The organism is Prevotella sp. MA2016 (assembly GCF_000619825.1).
Lineage (GTDB): Bacteria > Bacteroidota > Bacteroidia > Bacteroidales > Bacteroidaceae > Prevotella.
Map to the genome: position 1 here is coordinate 340,335 of NZ_JHUW01000007.1, position 18,912 is coordinate 359,246.

Consider the following 18,912-nt stretch of genomic DNA (forward strand, 5'->3'; position numbering starts at 1 on the left):
TTTCTTTGTTAGTTCGTTTAACTGAGGGTTAAGATGGAGTCGTCGCACAGTTGGCACACCGTGGGGCGATGGGTGATGAATAGCATGGTTTTATGGGGGTGAGCCGTAAAAATGCGCTGGTAGAGCTCGCGTTCGGTGGGTTCGTCGAGCGAGCTGCTGATCTCGTCGAGCAGCAGGATATCGCCGCCATGCAACAGGCCGCGGGCGATGGCTATGCGCTGCGACTGACCCTCGCTCAGGCCGCAACCGCGTTCGCCTAATTCGGTATCAAGGCCGTCGGGCAAGTCGAACACAAAGTCGGCACAGGCGGTGTGCAGCACCTGGCGCAGCTCGTCGTCGGTGGCATCGGGCTTAGCCAACTGCAGGTTGTAGCGGATGGTGCCGCTCATCAGGGTGTTGCCCTGCGGCACGTAGCAGATTTTACCACCTACCTCTACCCGTCCGCTGGTGGGCTGGATAAAGCCGAGAATCAATCGGAACAGGGTGGTTTTGCCAATACCCGTCTGCCCCATGATAGCCGTCTTGGTGCCAGGGGCAAACACATACGAAAAATGCTGTAATATCTCGCTGTCGCCATTGGCGTAGCGGAAGCTGACATCATCAAACCTAACCATATTATTAGGCACGGATTTACACGGAGATACACGGATTTCGTTTTCCTTGGCCGCCGACAGTTCTTCTAACCTATCGATGCTGGCTGTGCAGTGTATCACCGTGGGTACCATGTTAAGCAGTTGCAGTATGGGGTGCTGAATCATACCTACCAGCTGCAGGAACGAGGTCATGATACCAAAGGTGATGGTGCCGTTGCGCAGGCAGATGCCGCCCCATACGAAGGCCAGCAGATAGCCCAGACCGAACACACAGCCCATGATGATACGCATGGCCACAGTGAAACGCATACGGCGCATGACGTTGCCCTTGAGGCGCTGCTGCATCGACTCCAAACGATCAGTCACCCACTGCTCTGAGTTTAACGAGCGCAGCACGGCATTGTGTTCCATACTCTCCTGCACCTGCATCTGAATCTTACTCTCGTCTTCGCGGATATCGAGTGTCATCTTGCGCAGTCGGCGAGCTATCAGTTTACCGAAGATAATGGCCAAAGGCGTGAGCAACAACAGTGCCCATGCCAATCGGGCATCAAACCAGCGCATCAGCAGGAAGGCGCCACACAACTGCAACATCGTGATAACCATCTGTGGTACAGTATCGGCACAGACGGTGCTCACCTGTTCGATATCCTTGGCCAGACGCGACGACACATCACCTGAATGCAACTCGGTTCCATCATAAAGCTGTCTTCGGAACAAACTACCGAAGATATGCAGACGTAAGGCATTGGTAAGTTTCACATCAGCAGTTGTAGTAAGCCAATAGCCCAGTTGGCGCAGTGCGACACCACCCACCACTGTAAGTAGCAGACAGCCAACCATATACAGTACATCATCGGCTGTCCCTTTACGGATGGTTTCATCAATGAATCTGCGACTTAGCCACACCATCAGTAGGCCGAACACCACCTGCCCTACTCCAGCCATGATACGCACCACTGCTGTACTGCGAACACCATGGCTATAATGCCAAAGCCAAGCTACATACTTCATTGAACAATACTACTCAATGACACCAACTTGCTGCCACTCGTTGACGATGGCTGTCACATCGGCTTTAGCCTCCTCGGTTGTCACTTCGTACTCATCACAAAGTTTCTCAACCAACTGGTCTATGGTAAAGTCGCTCAGATCTTGCGCTTGTCCCCAAAGCCAAGCAGCCGTTTCGTTCAGTGCCAACAACTTCCCAAAGTTGACAGCACCCAGTCCTTCACCTACTATCACATTCTCACCGCATACCTGGCGCAGCACAAATCCTTTCTTTATTCTCATTTTTCTAATTTTTACATTTTTACATTCTTACATTTTTACATTCTCCTATAAATGGCCAACAGGTATCGTCGGATGGGTCGCAGATGCCACCACAGCCGGCCAGCACAGCAGCGCCATGGAGTGTATAGGTCATGCAACTTCTCTCGCGAATCAACCACATGGGTGGCCTTAGCCTTTACATCAGCCAAAGAACAATGCTCGATGCCAACCAAATTACCGTCGCCCATCAATATGACGCAGTCGCCATCAAAAAGTATAATCCTGTGCACCACATATTTGGTATTATCCGCCCAAGCTAGAACAATATCGCCCACTTTTAACTTATCGGGCTTCTGCAGAACGACGCTCTCACGACCGCCGATGATAAACGGCAGCATACTGCGACCATCAACAGGCAGCGTCACACTCACGCCCTCATCCACCAGTCGGATGGCCTCTTCTATGATATAGCGATCATTCATACTGCAATGGTTTGGTTACAAAGCAGGGCAGCTGCTTCATCGGGCAGGCACTCCAGGTGCCACATGGGTACTTGCATGGCCAGGGTATTCTCGGTAGCATGCAGGCCGTCGGCTATACGTGCGTCCCAACGCTTGCCACTGATGCTGGGCACCAGGGCTGCATAGGCCTGCAGTCCGCCCAAGCGTTGTATTTTGTTGTAAGGTGCCTGACTGAGCATCACAATGCCACCCAAGGGATAGCTCACGTTACGATAGCAAGGTGTTTTGCCGCTCCAGGGCGAGCCGTAAACCGTTGCGATACCATCCTCACCGATACGTACCACCGGGTTATCGTCGTTTACCAATGCTGTCCCTTTAATATACTGCAGCCATAACCTGGCATGCGTACTCTTGCCCGTACCACTGGGGCCCAGGAACATATATCCCTTATTCTGATAGCTCACGATAGCCGCATGGAACAGCACTGTGCGTTTATCGGCCGTTGCCAAGGCAAACATAATCATCAGCGCATTGTCGATAGCCATCTTTGTATGTTCACCGGTGATGACAAGTCGTCCCACACGATAGTCGGCAGTACAAACAAGCCATCCAGCAGTTGCTCCCCACCAGTCAAATTCAAAAACAGCATCCCCATTATCGGTATGTCCACAGATGATAACTTGCCCCTCGTCTTCCTGCCTCAGTTCTTCTGAACAGGCAGGTTTTTCTCCACGAGCAATACTTAACGAAAACACAGTCTCACCTTCTTCACAAGCAAAAGGCGCATAGTTTTCCATCAGCACCACGTATTCATCCTCGCCACTAACAGAAAACCGATGTCCAGCCACATCATAAAAGTTTGTCGCTATCATACTGCAAAGTTACAAACTTTTTACGAATTAGACATAGACAACCAGCATTTTTTTGTAAATTATCATGCAGTCAACGCTTTACCTTCTTCGAAGGTCCGAAATTAGTGGTTCGGAGCAACTCTGCAGCCTTGTCCATCATATCCTTCAGCTGCTGTGTTGGTTTTTCTTCTTGACGGGCTACTTGCAGGAACTTTTCGAGATAAGTCTTAGCCTGCTGACCATCTGGCAAGAAGTAATAATAAGCGCTGGCGATATTATAATATGTGGCTACAGAACCAGGATTATACGTAAGATGACGCTTCCATGCCTCTACAGCCTTATCATACTGTTTAGTGAGATAATAAGCTTCGCCCTCGGAGAGAGTCACAGCCTTCATGACGGTTGTATCAGGTAGCATAAGTTCTTCGGCCAAATGCAGATAGCCCAATCCTTCGTCATAACTATGCTGATCAACACAGACCACACCCAAACGATAAGCGCAACCTGCATGCTGCATGCCACTTAGGAGGAAGGCCTTCAGCAGATACTTATAAGAACGATCCAGATCTTCCAACTGCGAATAGCTCATGCCAGCTGAATAGAGGGTATTGAACGTAGAATCGCCCTGTTCCATTAAACGCTCGTACATCATACCAGCAGCAGTGAAATTACGACTCACAAACCAGGCATCGGCTAAAGCCCTGTTAACCATTATATTAGTAGAATCCTTGAGTGTGTATTTCAAACCACAGATAATGCCTTTATCAGGTTGACTTGCTTTGGTATAGCCAAGCGTCAATCCAGCCACCACCTCACCATCCATAGGGAAACGTGCAACCAACTGCTGAGCCCAAAAGACAAAAGAGTCGTTGTCACCCTGTTTCTGATAGCTGAACGCCAACTGTCGGAAGGCTTCGTGCGAAAGACTATCCTCGGGGATATTCTTCAGCAGTTCGGCTGCCTGTCGATAGTTGGCACGTTTGTAATAGCAATCAGCCAGTTTGGTACGGGTTATCAACGTATCACTCAGGGCATAAGCCTTCTGATAGTGTTTCAGCGCCTCGAAAGTATTATACTGCTGCATGCAACTGTCGCCAGCCTGCAGGCAGATGGTAAGTGAATCAAGACCCTCGCCCCTGACGGATTGAACCGCCAGGAGGACGAGGGATACAATAGTTAATACTATTTTCATCATAAAGAGAGAGAATTATTTCTTTGTAGTAATAAGTATCACACCGTTCTTGCCTTTTTCGCCATACTTATCGGTGGCAGACTTATCTTTCAATATTTCCATATGGTCGATGGTTTTTGGATCGATCGACTTCATATTTGCATATTCCACAGTCTTGCCATCAACAACCACCAAGGGTCGATTAGCAGATGCAGCGTCGGCATTCTGTCCGTAACCAACTACTACCAATTCACTAATCGCGTTTGCACCCTCAACTTTTTCGCCATCACCAGCTTTTGCAACACTAGAAGAACCATGAAGAGCGAAAGTTATTGGGACAATGTACTTGACACGAACAGCCTTACCATTCTGTTTGCCAGGAATCCAGTGTGGCATACTATTGACAATACGCAGTCCCTCGGCATCGAGCGAAGGATACACGCTCTTCAATACACGAGCATCAGAAATCGCACCATTTTTCTCTACCACAAAGTTAATTATGACACGACCTTGCACGCCAGCCTTCTCGGCATCAGCAGGATATTTTACAGACTTTGCCAGATACTCGAACAACTTGGCTGAGCCGCCGGGATACTGAGGCATCTCCTCCACCACATCGAAAGGTCTATTTTTGGAGTCAGCACTTTCCTTCAGCAAACCAATCTTGTAAGGATTTCCCTTCTCTGATACTGCCTTACTAACAGCAAAAGTTGTTGATTCGTAACCTACATAAGATACAGTAAGTTTATCACCACTTGAAACCTCCAACTTGAACTTTCCTTCCTTATCTGTGACAGTACCTACTTTAGTACCTGCAATCACTACAACTGCGCCCACGATAGGTGTTGGATTGTCCTCACTATAATCGTAAATGATTCCTTGAGCCACAAATTTCTGTTTTTCGTCAGAAGTCACCGTGACGGTTTCCTTTTTTAATTCCTCTACCAAGGTGGCTATCTGCTCCTGACTATTAGTCACGATAGCATTGGATGATTCGTCCTGCACATACACAACATCGGTGACGGTCTCGGCATTAACGGCAAGCGCTACGGCTACTATCGGAGCCAGCATCAGAAGCTTCCACATGCGGGCTGGGTTAGACTTTTTATGTAACATCATATTAATTCGGTTTTTAAGGGTACTATGACTGATACCGTTAGCAAGGGAGTACCCGCCAATGCTCGCGGCTTTTGTGATTAACAGGTATTGATATTGACGCGCATTGATCCCTTGAGAGAGTACTGCACCGTCGGCCTCGTATTCATGAATAGCGCGCAAGTCGCTACGCAGCATCCAGATGGCGGGATTAAACCATTGGAGGGCGGTGAGAGTGTCAACGAGGAGCAAGTCCCACGAGTGGTGAAGACGTATATGACCTCGTTCATGCGTCAGAATCGCAGCATTCTGTTCTTCGTAATCACTGCGGTTCATCACTATAAAGCACATCCAACTGAATGGAGCCAGTGCCGCGTTACCGGTCACGCAGATGATGGTGCCATCTTCTTGCGGATGTTTTTCGCTTTTTCTGACAAGAGATACTATCCTGAACAACGACCAGAAAGTATGCCCCAAAGTAACCACCATACCGATTGCAAACACAAGGATGGCAACCGTATGCCACCAAGGAGTTTGCGGGATGTTATCAGCCGCAACAGATGCAGGCACACCATAAGTCCTATCATCCACCATCGGCATTGACATTGTCACCGTTTCGTGCATGGTCACAACACACAAAGGAAGTACAAACGAGGCTACTGCTGTGAGCAGAAGTACCACGCGATTAAGACGATGGAAGGTTTCGTGCGCCAGCATCAAGCGATAGAACATATAAAATACCGCCAAAAGTGCAGCTACTTTCAGGTCGTAGGTCAGGAATTCAATCATTGCTCTTTTCTATTTGATCTATCAATTCTTTAAGTTCATCAAGGGAGATCTTCTCTTCCTTTACAAAAGACGATACTGCCGAAAGGTAGGAGTCATTGAAGTAATTCTTGATAACACCTGCAATCGATTTTCTACCATACTCTGCCTCAGTGATGAGGGGATAGTACTGGTAGGTATTGCCAAACTGCTTATGATCAAGGAAGCCTTCCTTCTCAAGAATACGCACCATTGTGGACAGGGTATTAAAGTGTGGACGTGGCTCAGAGTAATACTCCAAGAGCTCCTTGACAAACATAGGTCCATGCTGCCAATACAAATCCATTATCTCCTTTTCCTTGTTAGTCAACTTTTTCATTTTCGTTACAGTTTGCTTTAAGTTTAATCAATCAAATTGCGCGTCGTTATCAATATCTGAGTGCAAAGTAACTAAAAGTTTTCGTTAGATACAACTAAAAGATATAGTTTTTAAACTAAATTAATTAGTTAATGTATGATTTAACGATTAGCAACAAAAAAAACAGCGCATCCTGGTGGATACGCTGCTTATTGTCGGATAAAGATAAAACTATACCTTGATCTCTACCTCAACACCGCTGGGGAGCTCGAGCTTCATCAGAGCGTCAACAGTCTTAGCAGTTGAGCTGTAGATGTCGATCAGACGCTTGTAGTCTGAGAGCTGGAACTGCTCACGAGCCTTCTTGTTAACGAAGGTAGAGCGGTTAACGGTGTAGATACGCTTGTGTGTAGGAAGGGGGATAGGACCGCTGATGATAGCACCTGTGGCCTTAACAGCCTTCACAATCTTCTCTGCTGACTTGTCTACGAGTTTGTGGTCGTAGCTCTTCAGCTTGATACGAATTTTCTGACTCATTGTGAAAAATTTAATAATTATACAATTTAATAATGCAAAAATGGGGCTGTCGCTAAAGAGTCATTTGCTCAGCGGCAGACCCCAATTTTATAATTGTTACATTTTTACATTGCACGGAGTGCTTACACGAGGTCGGCACGACCCTTAACCTCCTCAAGTACTGCCTTAGCGATAGAGCTTGACAGAGGAGCGTGGTGATCATACTCCATTGAGCTGGTAGCACGACCAGAAGTGATAGTACGGAGAGCGGTTACATAACCGAACATCTCTGACAGAGGAACCTGAGCCTTAACGACACGGGCACCACTACGAGCCTCTTCCATACCCTCTACCTGACCACGACGCTTGTTCAGGTCACCGATAACGTCACCCATGTTCTCCTCAGGTGTAACAACCTCGAGCTTCATGATAGGCTCCATCAGTACGGGCTTAGCCTGAGCGCAAGCGTTCTTGTAAGCCTGCAGAGCAGCAATCTCGAACGAGAGCTGGTCAGAGTCAACTGGGTGGAACGAACCGTCGAGTACTGTTACCTTCAGTGAATCCATGGGGTAACCACCAAGGATACCATTCTTCATAGCGTTCTCGAATCCCTTCTGGATAGATGGGATGAACTCCTTAGGAATGTTACCACCCTTCACCTCGTTAACGAACTGCAGACCGCCGTCCTTAGCGATATCCCAATCGTCGTCAACAGGACCAACGTTTACGATGATATCAGCGAACTTACCGCGACCACCTGACTGCTTCTTATAAACCTCACGGAGGTTAACAGTCTTGGTGATGGCCTCCTTATAGTTAACCTGAGGCTTACCCTGGTTACACTCAACCTTGAACTCACGCTTCAGACGGTCGATAATGATATCGAGGTGAAGCTCACCCATACCAGAGATAATGGTCTGACCACTCTGCTCGTCGGTACGAACGGTGAATGTTGGGTCCTCCTCGGCCAACTTAGCAAGACCGTTGTCGAGCTTAGCAACGTCGGCCTGGCTCTTTGGCTCAACTGCGATAGAGATTACAGTGTCGGGGAAGCTCATTGACTCCAGTACGATAGGTGCATCCTCAGAGCAGAGGGTATCACCAGTACGGATATCCTTGAAACCTACACCTGCGCCGATATCACCAGCGTCGATGCTCTCCATAGGAATTTCCTTGTTTGAGTTCATCTGGAACAGACGGCTGATACGCTCCTTCTTACCCGAACGTGGGTTGTAAACGTAGCTACCGGCAGTGATCTTACCAGAGTAAACGCGGAAGAATACAAGACGACCCATGTATGGATCGGTAGCGATCTTGAAGGCCAGAGCCGATGTAGGCTCGTCCTCAGAAGGCTTACGATCTTCCTCCTCATCGGTATCAGGGTTGGTACCCTTAATAACCTCTACGTCAACAGGTGCGGGCAGGAATGCACATACGTAGTCGAGCAGAGGCTGTACACCCTTGTTCTTATATGAAGAACCACAGAGCATAGGTGTGCAAGCCATTGAGATAGTACCCTTACGGATAGCAGCGATGATCTCGTCCTCAGTGATTGAGTTAGGATCGTCGAAGTACTTCTCCATGAGAGCCTCGTCGAACTCAGCAGCAGCCTCAAGCAGCTTGTTACGCCACTCGTCGCACTCGTCCTGCAGGTCAGCGGGGATTTCCTCAACGTCGTACTCAGCACCCATGGTCTCGTCGTGCCACAGGATAGCCTTCATCTTAATCAGGTCAACCAGACCCTTGAAGTTCTCCTCAGCACCGATGGGCACCTGGATAACAACAGGGTTAGCACCCAGGATGTCCTTCATCTGCTGAACAGTCTCGAAGAAGTCAGCACCTGAACGGTCCATCTTGTTAACGTAACCGATACGAGGAACGTTGTACTTGTCGGCCTGGCGCCATACAGTCTCTGACTGAGGCTGAACACCGTCGGCAGCAGAGTAAGTAGCAACTGCACCATCCAGAACACGGAGTGAACGCTCTACCTCAGCAGTAAAGTCAACGTGTCCCGGAGTATCGATCAAGTTGATCTTAAAGTTCTTACCATTCCATGTCCAGTTACAGGTAGTAGCAGCAGATGTGATAGTGATACCACGCTCCTGCTCCTGAGCCATCCAGTCCATGGTAGCAGCTCCATCGTGCACCTCACCAATCTTATGAGTCTTACCTGTGTAGAACAGGATACGCTCAGAAGTGGTTGTCTTACCGGCATCGATGTGAGCCATAATACCGATATTTCTTGTTAAATGTAAATCGCGGTTTGCCATTGTTTTGTATCCTTATTACTTCTTACCTTAATAATTAGAAACGGAAGTGAGCAAAGGCGCGGTTAGCCTCGGCCATGCGATGCATATCCTCCTTACGCTTGAAAGCACCACCCTGGTTGTTGAAGGCGTCCATGATCTCGGCAGCCAGCTTATCAGCCATTGACTTACCGCTACGCTTACGAGCGAACTGGATCATGTTCTTCATTGAGATACTTTCCTTACGGTCAGGACGAATCTCAGTAGGAACCTGGAAGGTAGCACCACCGATACGGCGGCTCTTTACCTCAACCTGTGGGGTAATGTTATCGAGAGCCTGCTTCCAGATATCGAGGGCAGACTTCTCCTCATTGTTCATCTTGTTCTTCACTGTCTCCAGTGCATTGTAGAAGATCTCATAAGACTTGGTCTTCTTACCATCAAACATCAGGTGATTTACGAACTTTGACACCTTCTGATCGTTGAACACGGGATCTGGCAGGATCACGCGCTTCTTTGGTTTTGCTTTTCTCATTTTGTTTTTGAATTAAATTCTGCTTGGGGGCTGTTCTTACTTGTTCTTCAACGCTCTCTCATGAGCATTTACTCAACCTTATAACACTTTCTCCAGCAAAACGGATTAAATTTGATTTCTTTTTTGGCCTGACTGACCATCTCCGGTCATTTTACTTCTTAGCCTTAGGACGCTTAGCACCATACTTAGAACGGCGCTGTGTACGGTTTGCTACACCAGCAGTATCAAGAGTACCGCGAACGATGTGGTAACGTACACCTGGCAGGTCCTTAACACGACCACCGCGAACAAGCACGATTGAGTGCTCCTGCAGGTTGTGTCCCTCTCCAGGGATGTAAGAGTTAACTTCCTTCTGATTTGTCAGACGAACACGGGCTACCTTACGCATAGCCGAATTAGGCTTCTTAGGAGTTGTTGTGTAAACACGTACGCAGACACCACGACGCTGAGGACAGTTGTCCAAAGCAGGTGACTTCGACTTGTCAACAATTACCTTTCTGCCTTTTCTTACCAATTGTGAAATTGTAGGCATAATACTTTAAATTTTAATTTATATATATATTTTGTTTATAATCAGTACTTTATACGCCTTATCACGCTTAATATAGGCGTTTCGGGCTGCAAAGGTACAACTATTTTCCGATTCCACCTAACTTAATAGAAGAAAAAGTTCTTTTGCGCCATCGATTTAACAAGAAATAACGTTTTTTGGAATTATTAATAGTATTTTTATCCAAATTACATCAAAAAGAGCGCCGCATAAACATGCAGCGCTCTTGACATATATTACGACTAACTATCGCAGATTATTTCTCGTCGAGGATAGGCTCATCAGCGAAATCGAGCACGTTCTTTCGGTTAGCCTGAATGCGCTCATACTCTTCTTTTGAACCTACTACAATCTTCTCGAACTCACGCAGACCAGTACCAGCAGGAATCAGGTGACCGCAGATAACGTTCTCCTTCATACCTACCAAGTGATCCACCTTACCACGGATGGCAGCCTCATTGAGCACCTTGGTTGTCTCCTGGAACGATGCAGCCGACATGAACGACTTGGTCTGGAGGGCAGCACGTGTGATACCCTGCAGAATCTGTGTAGATGTAGCGGGCACAGCATCACGAACCTGAACCAGACGGAGGTCACGACGCTTCAGCATCGAGTTCTCGTCGCGCAGCTTGCGGGCAGTAACAATCTGACCCTTCTGCAGGTTCTCAGAGTCACCAGCGTCGGTAACAACCTTCTTACCCCAGATACGATCGTTCTCCTCTGCGAAGTCGAGCTTATCAACAATCTCCTGCTCGAGGAATGAAGTATCACCAGGCTCATTGATCTGTACCTTACGCATCATCTGACGTACGATAATCTCAAAGTGCTTGTCGTTGATCTTTACACCCTGCAGACGATATACGTCCTGAACCTCGTTTACAATATACTCCTGAACGGCGGTAGGACCCTTAATAGCCAGGATATCGCCTGGAGTAATCACACCGTCAGAGAGTGGCGTACCGGCACGAACGGCATCGTGCTCCTGTACCAGGATCTGCTTTGACAGTGATACGAGGTAGCGGCGCTGCTCACCTGTCTTAGAGGTAACGATGATCTCACGGTTACCACGCTTCACCTTACCCATGGTTACCTCACCATCGATCTCAGATACGACTGCAGGGTTAGATGGGTTACGAGCCTCGAAGAGCTCAGTTACACGAGGCAGACCTCCGGTGATATCACCACCCTTGGCAGCAGCACGTGGAATCTTAACGAGAGTTTCACCGGTAGCAACGGTCTGACCGTCCTCTACAACTACGTGACCACCCACAGGGAAGCTATATGTTCCGATGACCTCACCATCGGCTCCAATTACATCACAGGTAGGAACCTTAGTACGGTCGCGCGACTCAGTAACGATCTTTTCAGTCAGACCGGTTGTTTCGTCGGTTTCAGCACGGAAGGTAACACCCTCGATAACGTCGTTGAACTTCAGCGTACCAGCGTACTCGGTAACGATAACGGCGTTGAATGGGTCCCACTGAGCAATCTTGTCGCCCTTGGCAACAGTGTCGCCATTACCGAAGTAGAGTGACGAACCGTAAGGCACGTTAACGGTAGAGAGTACAATCTTCGTGTTAGGATCAACGAAGCGCATCTCACCCAGACGGCTTACAACCATCTGACACTCACGACCATCCTCATCGAATGGAACGATACGTACCTCCTCGAGCTCGATCATAGCGCGATCATACTTACATACGATGCTTGCATTAGCTGCGGCGTTGGCAGCCACACCACCGGCGTGGAACGTACGAAGTGTCAGCTGTGTACCTGGCTCACCGATAGCCTGAGCGGCAATCACACCAACAGCCTCACCCTTCTGTACCATACGACGGGTAGCGAGGTTACGTCCGTAACACTTCATGCAGACACCCTTCTTAGACTCACAAGTGAGCACAGAACGGATCTCTACCATCTCGATATCAGATGCCTCGATAGCGTCGGCGATAGACTCAGTGATCTCCTCACCAGCAGCTACGATAACCTCTCCAGTCTTAGGATTGATTACGTCGTGAACTGACACACGACCCAGGATACGCTCTGACAGGCTTGAGATGATCTCGTCGCCACTCTTCAGTGCTGTACACTGCAGACCACGCAGGGTACCACAGTCCTCCTCGGTGATAATCACATCGTGTGAAACGTCAACCAGACGACGTGTCAGATAACCGGCGTCGGCAGTCTTCATAGCGGTATCAGCCAGACCCTTACGAGCACCGTGAGTAGAGATAAAGTACTCAAGCACTGACATACCCTCCTTAAAGTTAGAAAGGATTGGGTTTTCAATAATCTGGTGACCCTCGGCACCGGCCTTCTGAGGTTTAGCCATCAGACCACGGATACCTGAAAGCTGCTTAATCTGGTCCTTACTACCACGGGCACCTGAGTCAAGCATCATGAATACAGCGTTGAATCCCTGGTCAGCCTCGGTCATCTGCTTCAGCAGAATGTTACCGATGTCGTTGTTGACGTGGGTCCAGGTATCGATAACCTGATTATAACGCTCGTTGTCGGTGATGAATCCCATGTTATAGTTGTCAGTAATCTGCTGTACCTCTTCATTACCCTTAGCAATCAGCTCAGCCTTCTCCTTAGGAATAATGATATCATCGAGGTTGAACGACAGTCCGGCTACATAAGCCATGCGGTAACCCAGGTTCTTGATACCATCAAGGAACTCACAAGCCTCGGCGAAACCTACATTCTTAATAACGGCACCGATGATGTCGCGCAGACTCTTCTTAGAGATAATCTTATTAACGAAACCTACCTCCTTTGGAACGATGCCATTAACGATGACACGACCTACAGAAGTCTCTACCATGTGGCGCACAGGCTGACCGTCAACGATATCGTCAACAACCACCTTTACCTGGGCGTGCAGTTCGCACTTACCCTCGTTGTGAGCGATGATAGCCTCCTCTGGTCCGTAGAAGGTAAGACCCTCACCCTTAGCGCCTGGACGAATCTTGGTGATATAGTACAGACCGAGCACCATATCCTGTGAAGGCACAGTGATAGGAGCACCGTTGGCAGGGTTCAGGATGTTATGGCTCTGCAGCATGAGCAACTGAGCCTCGAGGATAGCCTCGTTTGACAGTGGGAGGTGAACAGCCATCTGGTCACCATCGAAGTCGGCGTTGAACGCAGTACAAGCCAATGGGTGCAGCTGGATAGCCTTACCCTCAATCATCTTAGGCTGGAAGGCCTGGATACCCAGACGGTGCAGTGTTGGTGCACGGTTCAGGAGCACAGGGTGACCCTTCATCACGTTCTCCAGGATATCCCAGATAACTGGCTCACGACGGTCAACAATCTTCTTAGCGCTCTTCACAGTCTTCACGATACCGCGCTCGATGAGCTTGCGGATGATGAATGGCTTATAGAGCTCAGCAGCCATCAGCTTTGGCAGACCGCACTCACCCATCTTCAGCTCAGGACCTACAACGATAACCGAACGGGCTGAATAGTCAACACGCTTACCCAGCAAGTTCTGACGGAAGCGTCCCTGCTTACCTTTCAGTGAGTCAGAGAGAGACTTCAGAGGACGGTTGCTATCGCTCTTAACGGCGCTCGACTTACGTGAGTTGTCGAAGAGTGAATCCACAGCCTCCTGCAGCATACGCTTCTCGTTTCGGAGGATCACCTCAGGAGCCTTGATCTCCATCAGACGCTTCAGACGGTTGTTACGGATGATGACACGACGATAGAGATCGTTCAAGTCAGAAGTAGCAAAACGTCCACCATCCAGTGGAACCAGAGGACGAAGCTCTGGAGGAGTAACAGGGATAATCTTCATGATCATCCACTCTGGACGGTTGATACCCTTCTCTACGCTGGTACGGAAAGCCTCCACAACCTGCAGACGCTTCAGAGCCTCGTTCTTGCGCTGAACTGAAGAGTCGCTGTTAGCACGGTCACGCAGCTCATACGACAGTGAGTCGAGATCGATACGTGTCAAGAGGTCATAGATAGCCTCGGCACCCATCTTAGCGATGAATTTATTTGGATCGCTATCATCCAGATACTCGTTATCTGGCGAAAGCTGATTCTCTACGATTTCAGAGTACTCATCCTCTGAGAGCAGGTCAAACTTGTTAGAACCCAAAGCATCGTTACCCTCAGCATCCTTGCGACCGGCCATAACACCTGGCTGGATAACCACGTAGCGCTCATAGTAAATGATAGCATCGAGCTTCTTGGTAGGAATACCCAGCAGATAACCGATCTTATTAGGAAGACTACGGAAGTACCAGATGTGGGCTACGGGCACAACGAGCTCGATGTGACCAGAACGCTCACGACGTACCTTCTTTTCTGTTACCTCAACACCGCAACGGTCGCACACGATACCCTTATAACGGATGCGCTTGTACTTACCGCAGGCACACTCGTAATCCTTGGTAGGACCGAAGATGCGCTCACAGAACAAGCCATCACGCTCAGGCTTATAAGTACGATAGTTGATGGTCTCTGGCTTGGTAACCTCACCGTAGCTGCTCTCCAGGATCTCTTCAGGAGAAGCAAGTCCGATGGTAATCTTCGTAAAATTATTCTTTATTTTTGAATCCTTCTTGAAAGCCATATATATTATCTTTCTCTTAATTCTTAACTCTTAATTCTTAACTCACTTAGTCGAGGGTAATACTCAATCCAAGACCACGCAACTCGTGCAGCAGCACATTGAGAGACTCTGGGATACCAGGTGTTGGCATTGGCTCGCCCTTAACGATAGCCTCGTAAGCCTTTGAACGACCTACTGTATCGTCAGACTTGATTGTCAGAATCTCCTGAAGCACATGGCTAGCACCAAAGGCCTCGAGGGCCCAAACCTCCATCTCTCCAAAACGCTGACCACCAAACTGAGCCTTACCACCAAGAGGCTGCTGAGTAATCAAACTGTACGGACCGATTGAACGGGCGTGCATCTTGTCCTCAACCATGTGACCGAGCTTCAGGAAGTAGGTGATACCTACTGTAGCAGGCTGGTCGAAGCGCTCACCGGTCTCACCATCATACAGGTGGGTAGAGCAGAGGCGTGGCAGACCTGCCTTATCAGTCCACTCTGCCAGGTCTTCGAGCTTAGCACCGTCGAAGATAGGAGTAGCGAACTTCACACCGAGTTTCTTACCGGCAGCACCGAGAATGGCCTCGAAGATCTGACCGAGGTTCATTCGAGAAGGCACACCCAGTGGGTTCAGTACCAAGTCAACAGGACGACCATCCTCGAGGAACGGCATATCCTCCTGACGTACGATCTTAGATACGATACCCTTGTTACCGTGACGTCCGGCCAACTTATCACCTACACCGATCTTACGCTTCTTGGCTACATATACCTTAGCCATCTGCAGGATGCCGTTTGGCAGCTCGTCACCGATAGTGATGGCAAACTTCTTACGCTTCATCTCAGCATCAAGCAGCTTATACTTCTTCATGAAGTTGATAATCAGCTTGGCAATCAGCTCGTTCTTATGCTCATCAGTGGTCCAGTTGCTAATCTGTACATCGCCATACTCAAGGTTGCGCAGAGCTGTTGCAGTGAACTTGCTACCCTTGGTGATGATCTCAGCACCAGTGTAGTCCTTCACACCCTGTGAGGTCTTACCCTTAGTGAGCTCCATGAGCTTATCAATCAGGATATCCTTCAGGTCCTCAACCTTTGCCTCGTACTCCTCGTCGATCTTAGCGAGCACGATCTTATCCTGCTGCTTAGACTTACGATCCTTGATGGCACGCTGGAACATCTTCTTATCAATGATAACACCACTCAGCGATGGGTTAGCCTTCAGTGAAGAATCCTTCACGTCACCGGCCTTATCACCGAAGATGGCACGGAGCAGCTTCTCCTCTGGTGAAGGATCGCTCTCACCCTTAGGTGAAATCTTACCAATCAGGATGTCGCCTGGCTCAACACGTGCACCAACGCGGATTACACCATTGTCGTCCAGATCCTTAGTGGCTTCCTCACTTACGTTAGGAATATCAGCAGTAAACTCCTCAACACCACGCTTGGTCTCACGTACATCGAGTGTGTACTCGTCAACGTGAACTGAAGTCAGCACGTCGTCACGAACGATACGCTCGTTAAGCACGATAGCATCCTCATAGTTGTAACCCTTCCAAGGCATGTAGGCTACCAGCAGGTTGCGGCCCAGAGCCAGCTCACCATTCTCAGTAGCATAACCCTCAGTCAGGATATCACCGGCCTTCACGCGCTGTCCTTTCTCACAGATAGGACGCAGGTCGATGGTCATATTCTGGTTGGTACGACGGAACTTAGCAATACGATACTCCTTCAGGGCAGGCTCGAAGCTTACGAACTCCTCGTCCTCAGTGCGGTCGTAGAGAATGCGGATGGTTGTAGCATCAACATACTCGATCACACCATCACCTTCAGCAGTAACCATGGTACGTGAGTCCTCACATACCTGCTTCTCGATACCGGTACCTACGATAGGTGCCTCATTGTGCAGCAGAGGTACAGCCTGGCGCATCATGTTAGATCCCATCAGCGCACGGTGAGCATCGTCGTGCTCCAGGAATGGGATGAGCGATGCAGCGATAGAGGCAATCTGCTGTGGAGATACATCCATCAGGTCAACATCTGTTGGTGGAACAACGGGGAAGTCAGCATCCTGACGGCACTTAACAACCGAGCGGATGAAGGTACCATCGTCGTTCAGAGGTGCGTTACCCTGTCCGATGATATGGTTCTCCTCCTCCTCAGCGGTGAGGTAAACGATACCATCGCTATTCAGATTGGCTACACCGTTCTCAACCTTACGGTATGGAGTCTGAATGAATCCGAGCTCGTTGATCTTTGCATATACACAGAGCGAAGAAATCAGACCGATGTTTGGTCCCTCAGGGCTCTCGATAGGACACAGACGACCATAGTGTGTATAGTGTACGTCACGAACCTCGAATCCGGCGCGCTCACGGCTCAGACCACCAGGACCCAGGGCAGAGAGACGACGCTTGTGAGTTACCTCGGCCAGAGGGTTGGTCTGGTCCATGAACTGCGACAGAGGGTTAGTACCGAAGAATGAGTTGATAACGCTCGAGATAGTCTTGGCGTTGATCAGATCGGTTGGTGTGAACACCTCATTATCGCGAACGTTCATGCGCTCACGGATGGTACGGCTCATACGAGCCAGACCTATAGAGAACTGATTAGCCAGCTGCTCACCGACGGTACGAACGCGACGGTTTGACAAGTGGTCGATATCATCGACAGTGGCCTTAGAGTTAACCAGCTGAATCAGATACTTGATAATTTCAATAATGTCTTCCTTAGTAAGAACACGTACGTCCATGTCGGTGTTCAAACCAAGCTTCTTGTTGATACGGTAACGACCCACATCACCAAGATCATAACGCTTATCAGAGAAGAACAGGTTCTGGATAACCTCACGAGCGCTGGCATCATCGGCAGGATCAGCATTACGCAGCTGACGATAGATGTAAAGCACAGCCTCTTTCTCTGAGTTTGAAGGGTCTTTGGCCAAAGTATTGAAGATGATACTGTAGTCAGAAGCAACCGATGCATCCTTGTGCACGAGGATAGTCTGTGCGCCACTCTCAAGGATATCCATCATGTTCTCCTCGGTAATCTCAGTCTCACGCTCCATAATCATCTGGTTACGCTCGATTGATACTACCTCACCAGTATCCTCATCAACGAAGTCCTCGTTCCAGCTCTTCAGCACACGTGCAGCCAACTTGCAGCCGATAACGGCCTTCAGGCTCTTCTTGTTAACCTTCACCTCCTCGGCCAGGTCAAAGATCTGCAGGATGTCCTTATCAGCCTCGAAACCGATTGCACGAAGCAGAGTTGTTACAGGCAACTTCTTCTTACGGTCGATGTAAGCGTACATCACGTTATTGATGTCGGTAGCAAACTCGATCCAAGAACCCTTGAATGGGATAACACGTGCCGAATAGAGCAGTGTACCGTTAGCATGAACGCTCTGGCCGAAGAATACGCCAGGTGAACGGTGCAACTGTGAAACGACAACGCGCTCGGCTCCATTGATAACGAATGTACCATTGGCGGTCATATAAGGAATAGGACCCAGGAACACATCCTGAATCACAGTTCCGAAATCCTCATGATCCGGATCAGTACAATACAGCTTAAGCTTAGCCTTCAAGGGCACACTATATGTCAGACCGCGCTCCAGGCACTCATCGATGCTGTAGCGAGGTGGGTCGATATAGTAATCCAAGAACTCAAGAACGAAATTATTACGTGTGTCGGTGATAGGGAAGTTCTCAGCGAACACCTTATACAAGCCGTCATTCTTGCGTTCCTCAGGCGGAGTATCCAACTGCAGGAAGTCTTTGAACGACTTTAATTGCACATCAAGGAAATCCGGGAATGGCATCGGATTTTTGACGCTACCAAAGTTTACTCTGTTATCTATTATTTTTGAAGCCATAAATTATAATTTAAATAAAAAGGCTAGGAACCCCCTACTGGGGAGTCCCTAA

General features: G+C 48.8%; 13 protein-coding genes. All 13 read right to left on the reverse strand.

From position 1 onward, the window contains the following. Positions 1-17 precede the first annotated feature (17 nt). The 13 genes from T360_RS14580 to rpoB all read right to left on the reverse strand — a co-directional run bounded on the left by T360_RS14580 (position 18) and on the right by rpoB (position 18,860). Positions 18-1,607: an ABC transporter ATP-binding protein gene (locus tag T360_RS14580; protein ID WP_051523344.1), complete on the reverse strand. Its 1,590-nt coding sequence runs from the start codon at positions 1,605-1,607 to the stop codon at positions 18-20. A 9-nt stretch (positions 1,608-1,616) separates the two neighbouring features. Beyond that, complete coding sequence (locus tag T360_RS0103860; protein WP_028911621.1) at positions 1,617-1,886, reverse strand: PqqD family protein; 270 nt, start codon at positions 1,884-1,886, stop codon at positions 1,617-1,619. A gap of 35 nt (positions 1,887-1,921) precedes the next feature. Beyond that, on the reverse strand, positions 1,922-2,347 hold the full coding sequence (locus T360_RS0103865; protein ID WP_028911622.1) for a S24/S26 family peptidase: 426 nt from the start codon (positions 2,345-2,347) through the stop codon (positions 1,922-1,924). After that, a complete protein-coding gene (locus tag T360_RS0103870; protein WP_028911623.1) occupies positions 2,344-3,198 on the reverse strand; it encodes a hypothetical protein in 855 nt (284 codons plus the stop codon). The genes T360_RS0103865 and T360_RS0103870 overlap by 4 nt, the downstream gene beginning before the upstream one ends. A gap of 70 nt (positions 3,199-3,268) precedes the next feature. Continuing rightward, positions 3,269-4,372: a lipopolysaccharide assembly protein LapB gene (locus T360_RS14585; protein WP_155949376.1), complete on the reverse strand. Its 1,104-nt coding sequence runs from the start codon at positions 4,370-4,372 to the stop codon at positions 3,269-3,271. A gap of 12 nt (positions 4,373-4,384) precedes the next feature. Then, positions 4,385-6,232, reverse strand: coding sequence for a TonB family protein (locus T360_RS14590; RefSeq protein ID WP_051523347.1), 1,848 nt, complete (start codon positions 6,230-6,232; stop codon positions 4,385-4,387). Continuing rightward, positions 6,225-6,587, reverse strand: coding sequence for a BlaI/MecI/CopY family transcriptional regulator (locus tag T360_RS0103885; protein ID WP_028911625.1), 363 nt, complete (start codon positions 6,585-6,587; stop codon positions 6,225-6,227). The genes T360_RS14590 and T360_RS0103885 overlap by 8 nt, the downstream gene beginning before the upstream one ends. A gap of 210 nt (positions 6,588-6,797) precedes the next feature. Further along, positions 6,798-7,103, reverse strand: coding sequence for a 30S ribosomal protein S10 (gene rpsJ / locus T360_RS0103890; RefSeq protein ID WP_013064715.1), 306 nt, complete (start codon positions 7,101-7,103; stop codon positions 6,798-6,800). A 122-nt stretch (positions 7,104-7,225) separates the two neighbouring features. Further along, positions 7,226-9,352, reverse strand: a complete 2,127-nt coding sequence (gene fusA, locus T360_RS0103895; RefSeq protein WP_028911626.1) for an elongation factor G — start codon at positions 9,350-9,352, stop codon at positions 7,226-7,228. Between the two features lie 34 nt (positions 9,353-9,386). Then, complete coding sequence (rpsG, locus tag T360_RS0103900) at positions 9,387-9,863, reverse strand: 30S ribosomal protein S7 (protein WP_028911627.1); 477 nt, start codon at positions 9,861-9,863, stop codon at positions 9,387-9,389. Positions 9,864-10,014: 151 nt separating this feature from the next. After that, positions 10,015-10,395 (reverse strand): 30S ribosomal protein S12, encoded by a 381-nt coding sequence (gene rpsL, locus T360_RS0103905; protein ID WP_013063973.1) that lies wholly within the window; start codon positions 10,393-10,395, stop codon positions 10,015-10,017. 274 nt (positions 10,396-10,669) lie between these two features. Then, positions 10,670-15,001, reverse strand: coding sequence for a DNA-directed RNA polymerase subunit beta' (gene rpoC / locus T360_RS0103910; protein WP_028911628.1), 4,332 nt, complete (start codon positions 14,999-15,001; stop codon positions 10,670-10,672). A 46-nt stretch (positions 15,002-15,047) separates the two neighbouring features. Then, positions 15,048-18,860 carry a DNA-directed RNA polymerase subunit beta gene (gene rpoB / locus T360_RS0103915; RefSeq protein ID WP_028911629.1) on the reverse strand — a complete coding sequence of 1,271 codons (3,813 nt, stop codon included), beginning with the start codon at positions 18,858-18,860 and terminating at the stop codon, positions 15,048-15,050. Positions 18,861-18,912: the final 52 nt, after the last annotated feature.

What these genes read in the sequence shown, in the direction of transcription:
- T360_RS14580 (WP_051523344.1), bottom strand. Translation starts at nt 1,607, where the DNA reads ATGAAGTATGTAGCTTGGCTTTGGCATTATAGCCATGGTGTTCGCAGT.
- T360_RS0103860 (WP_028911621.1), bottom strand. Translation starts at nt 1,886, where the DNA reads ATGAGAATAAAGAAAGGATTTGTGCTGCGCCAGGTATGCGGTGAGAAT.
- T360_RS0103865 (WP_028911622.1), bottom strand. Translation starts at nt 2,347, where the DNA reads ATGAATGATCGCTATATCATAGAAGAGGCCATCCGACTGGTGGATGAG.
- T360_RS0103870 (WP_028911623.1), bottom strand. Translation starts at nt 3,198, where the DNA reads ATGATAGCGACAAACTTTTATGATGTGGCTGGACATCGGTTTTCTGTT.
- T360_RS14585 (WP_155949376.1), bottom strand. Translation starts at nt 4,372, where the DNA reads ATGATGAAAATAGTATTAACTATTGTATCCCTCGTCCTCCTGGCGGTT.
- T360_RS14590 (WP_051523347.1), bottom strand. Translation starts at nt 6,232, where the DNA reads ATGATTGAATTCCTGACCTACGACCTGAAAGTAGCTGCACTTTTGGCG.
- T360_RS0103885 (WP_028911625.1), bottom strand. Translation starts at nt 6,587, where the DNA reads ATGAAAAAGTTGACTAACAAGGAAAAGGAGATAATGGATTTGTATTGG.
- rpsJ (WP_013064715.1), bottom strand. Translation starts at nt 7,103, where the DNA reads ATGAGTCAGAAAATTCGTATCAAGCTGAAGAGCTACGACCACAAACTC.
- fusA (WP_028911626.1), bottom strand. Translation starts at nt 9,352, where the DNA reads ATGGCAAACCGCGATTTACATTTAACAAGAAATATCGGTATTATGGCT.
- rpsG (WP_028911627.1), bottom strand. Translation starts at nt 9,863, where the DNA reads ATGAGAAAAGCAAAACCAAAGAAGCGCGTGATCCTGCCAGATCCCGTG.
- rpsL (WP_013063973.1), bottom strand. Translation starts at nt 10,395, where the DNA reads ATGCCTACAATTTCACAATTGGTAAGAAAAGGCAGAAAGGTAATTGTT.
- rpoC (WP_028911628.1), bottom strand. Translation starts at nt 15,001, where the DNA reads ATGGCTTTCAAGAAGGATTCAAAAATAAAGAATAATTTTACGAAGATT.
- rpoB (WP_028911629.1), bottom strand. Translation starts at nt 18,860, where the DNA reads ATGGCTTCAAAAATAATAGATAACAGAGTAAACTTTGGTAGCGTCAAA.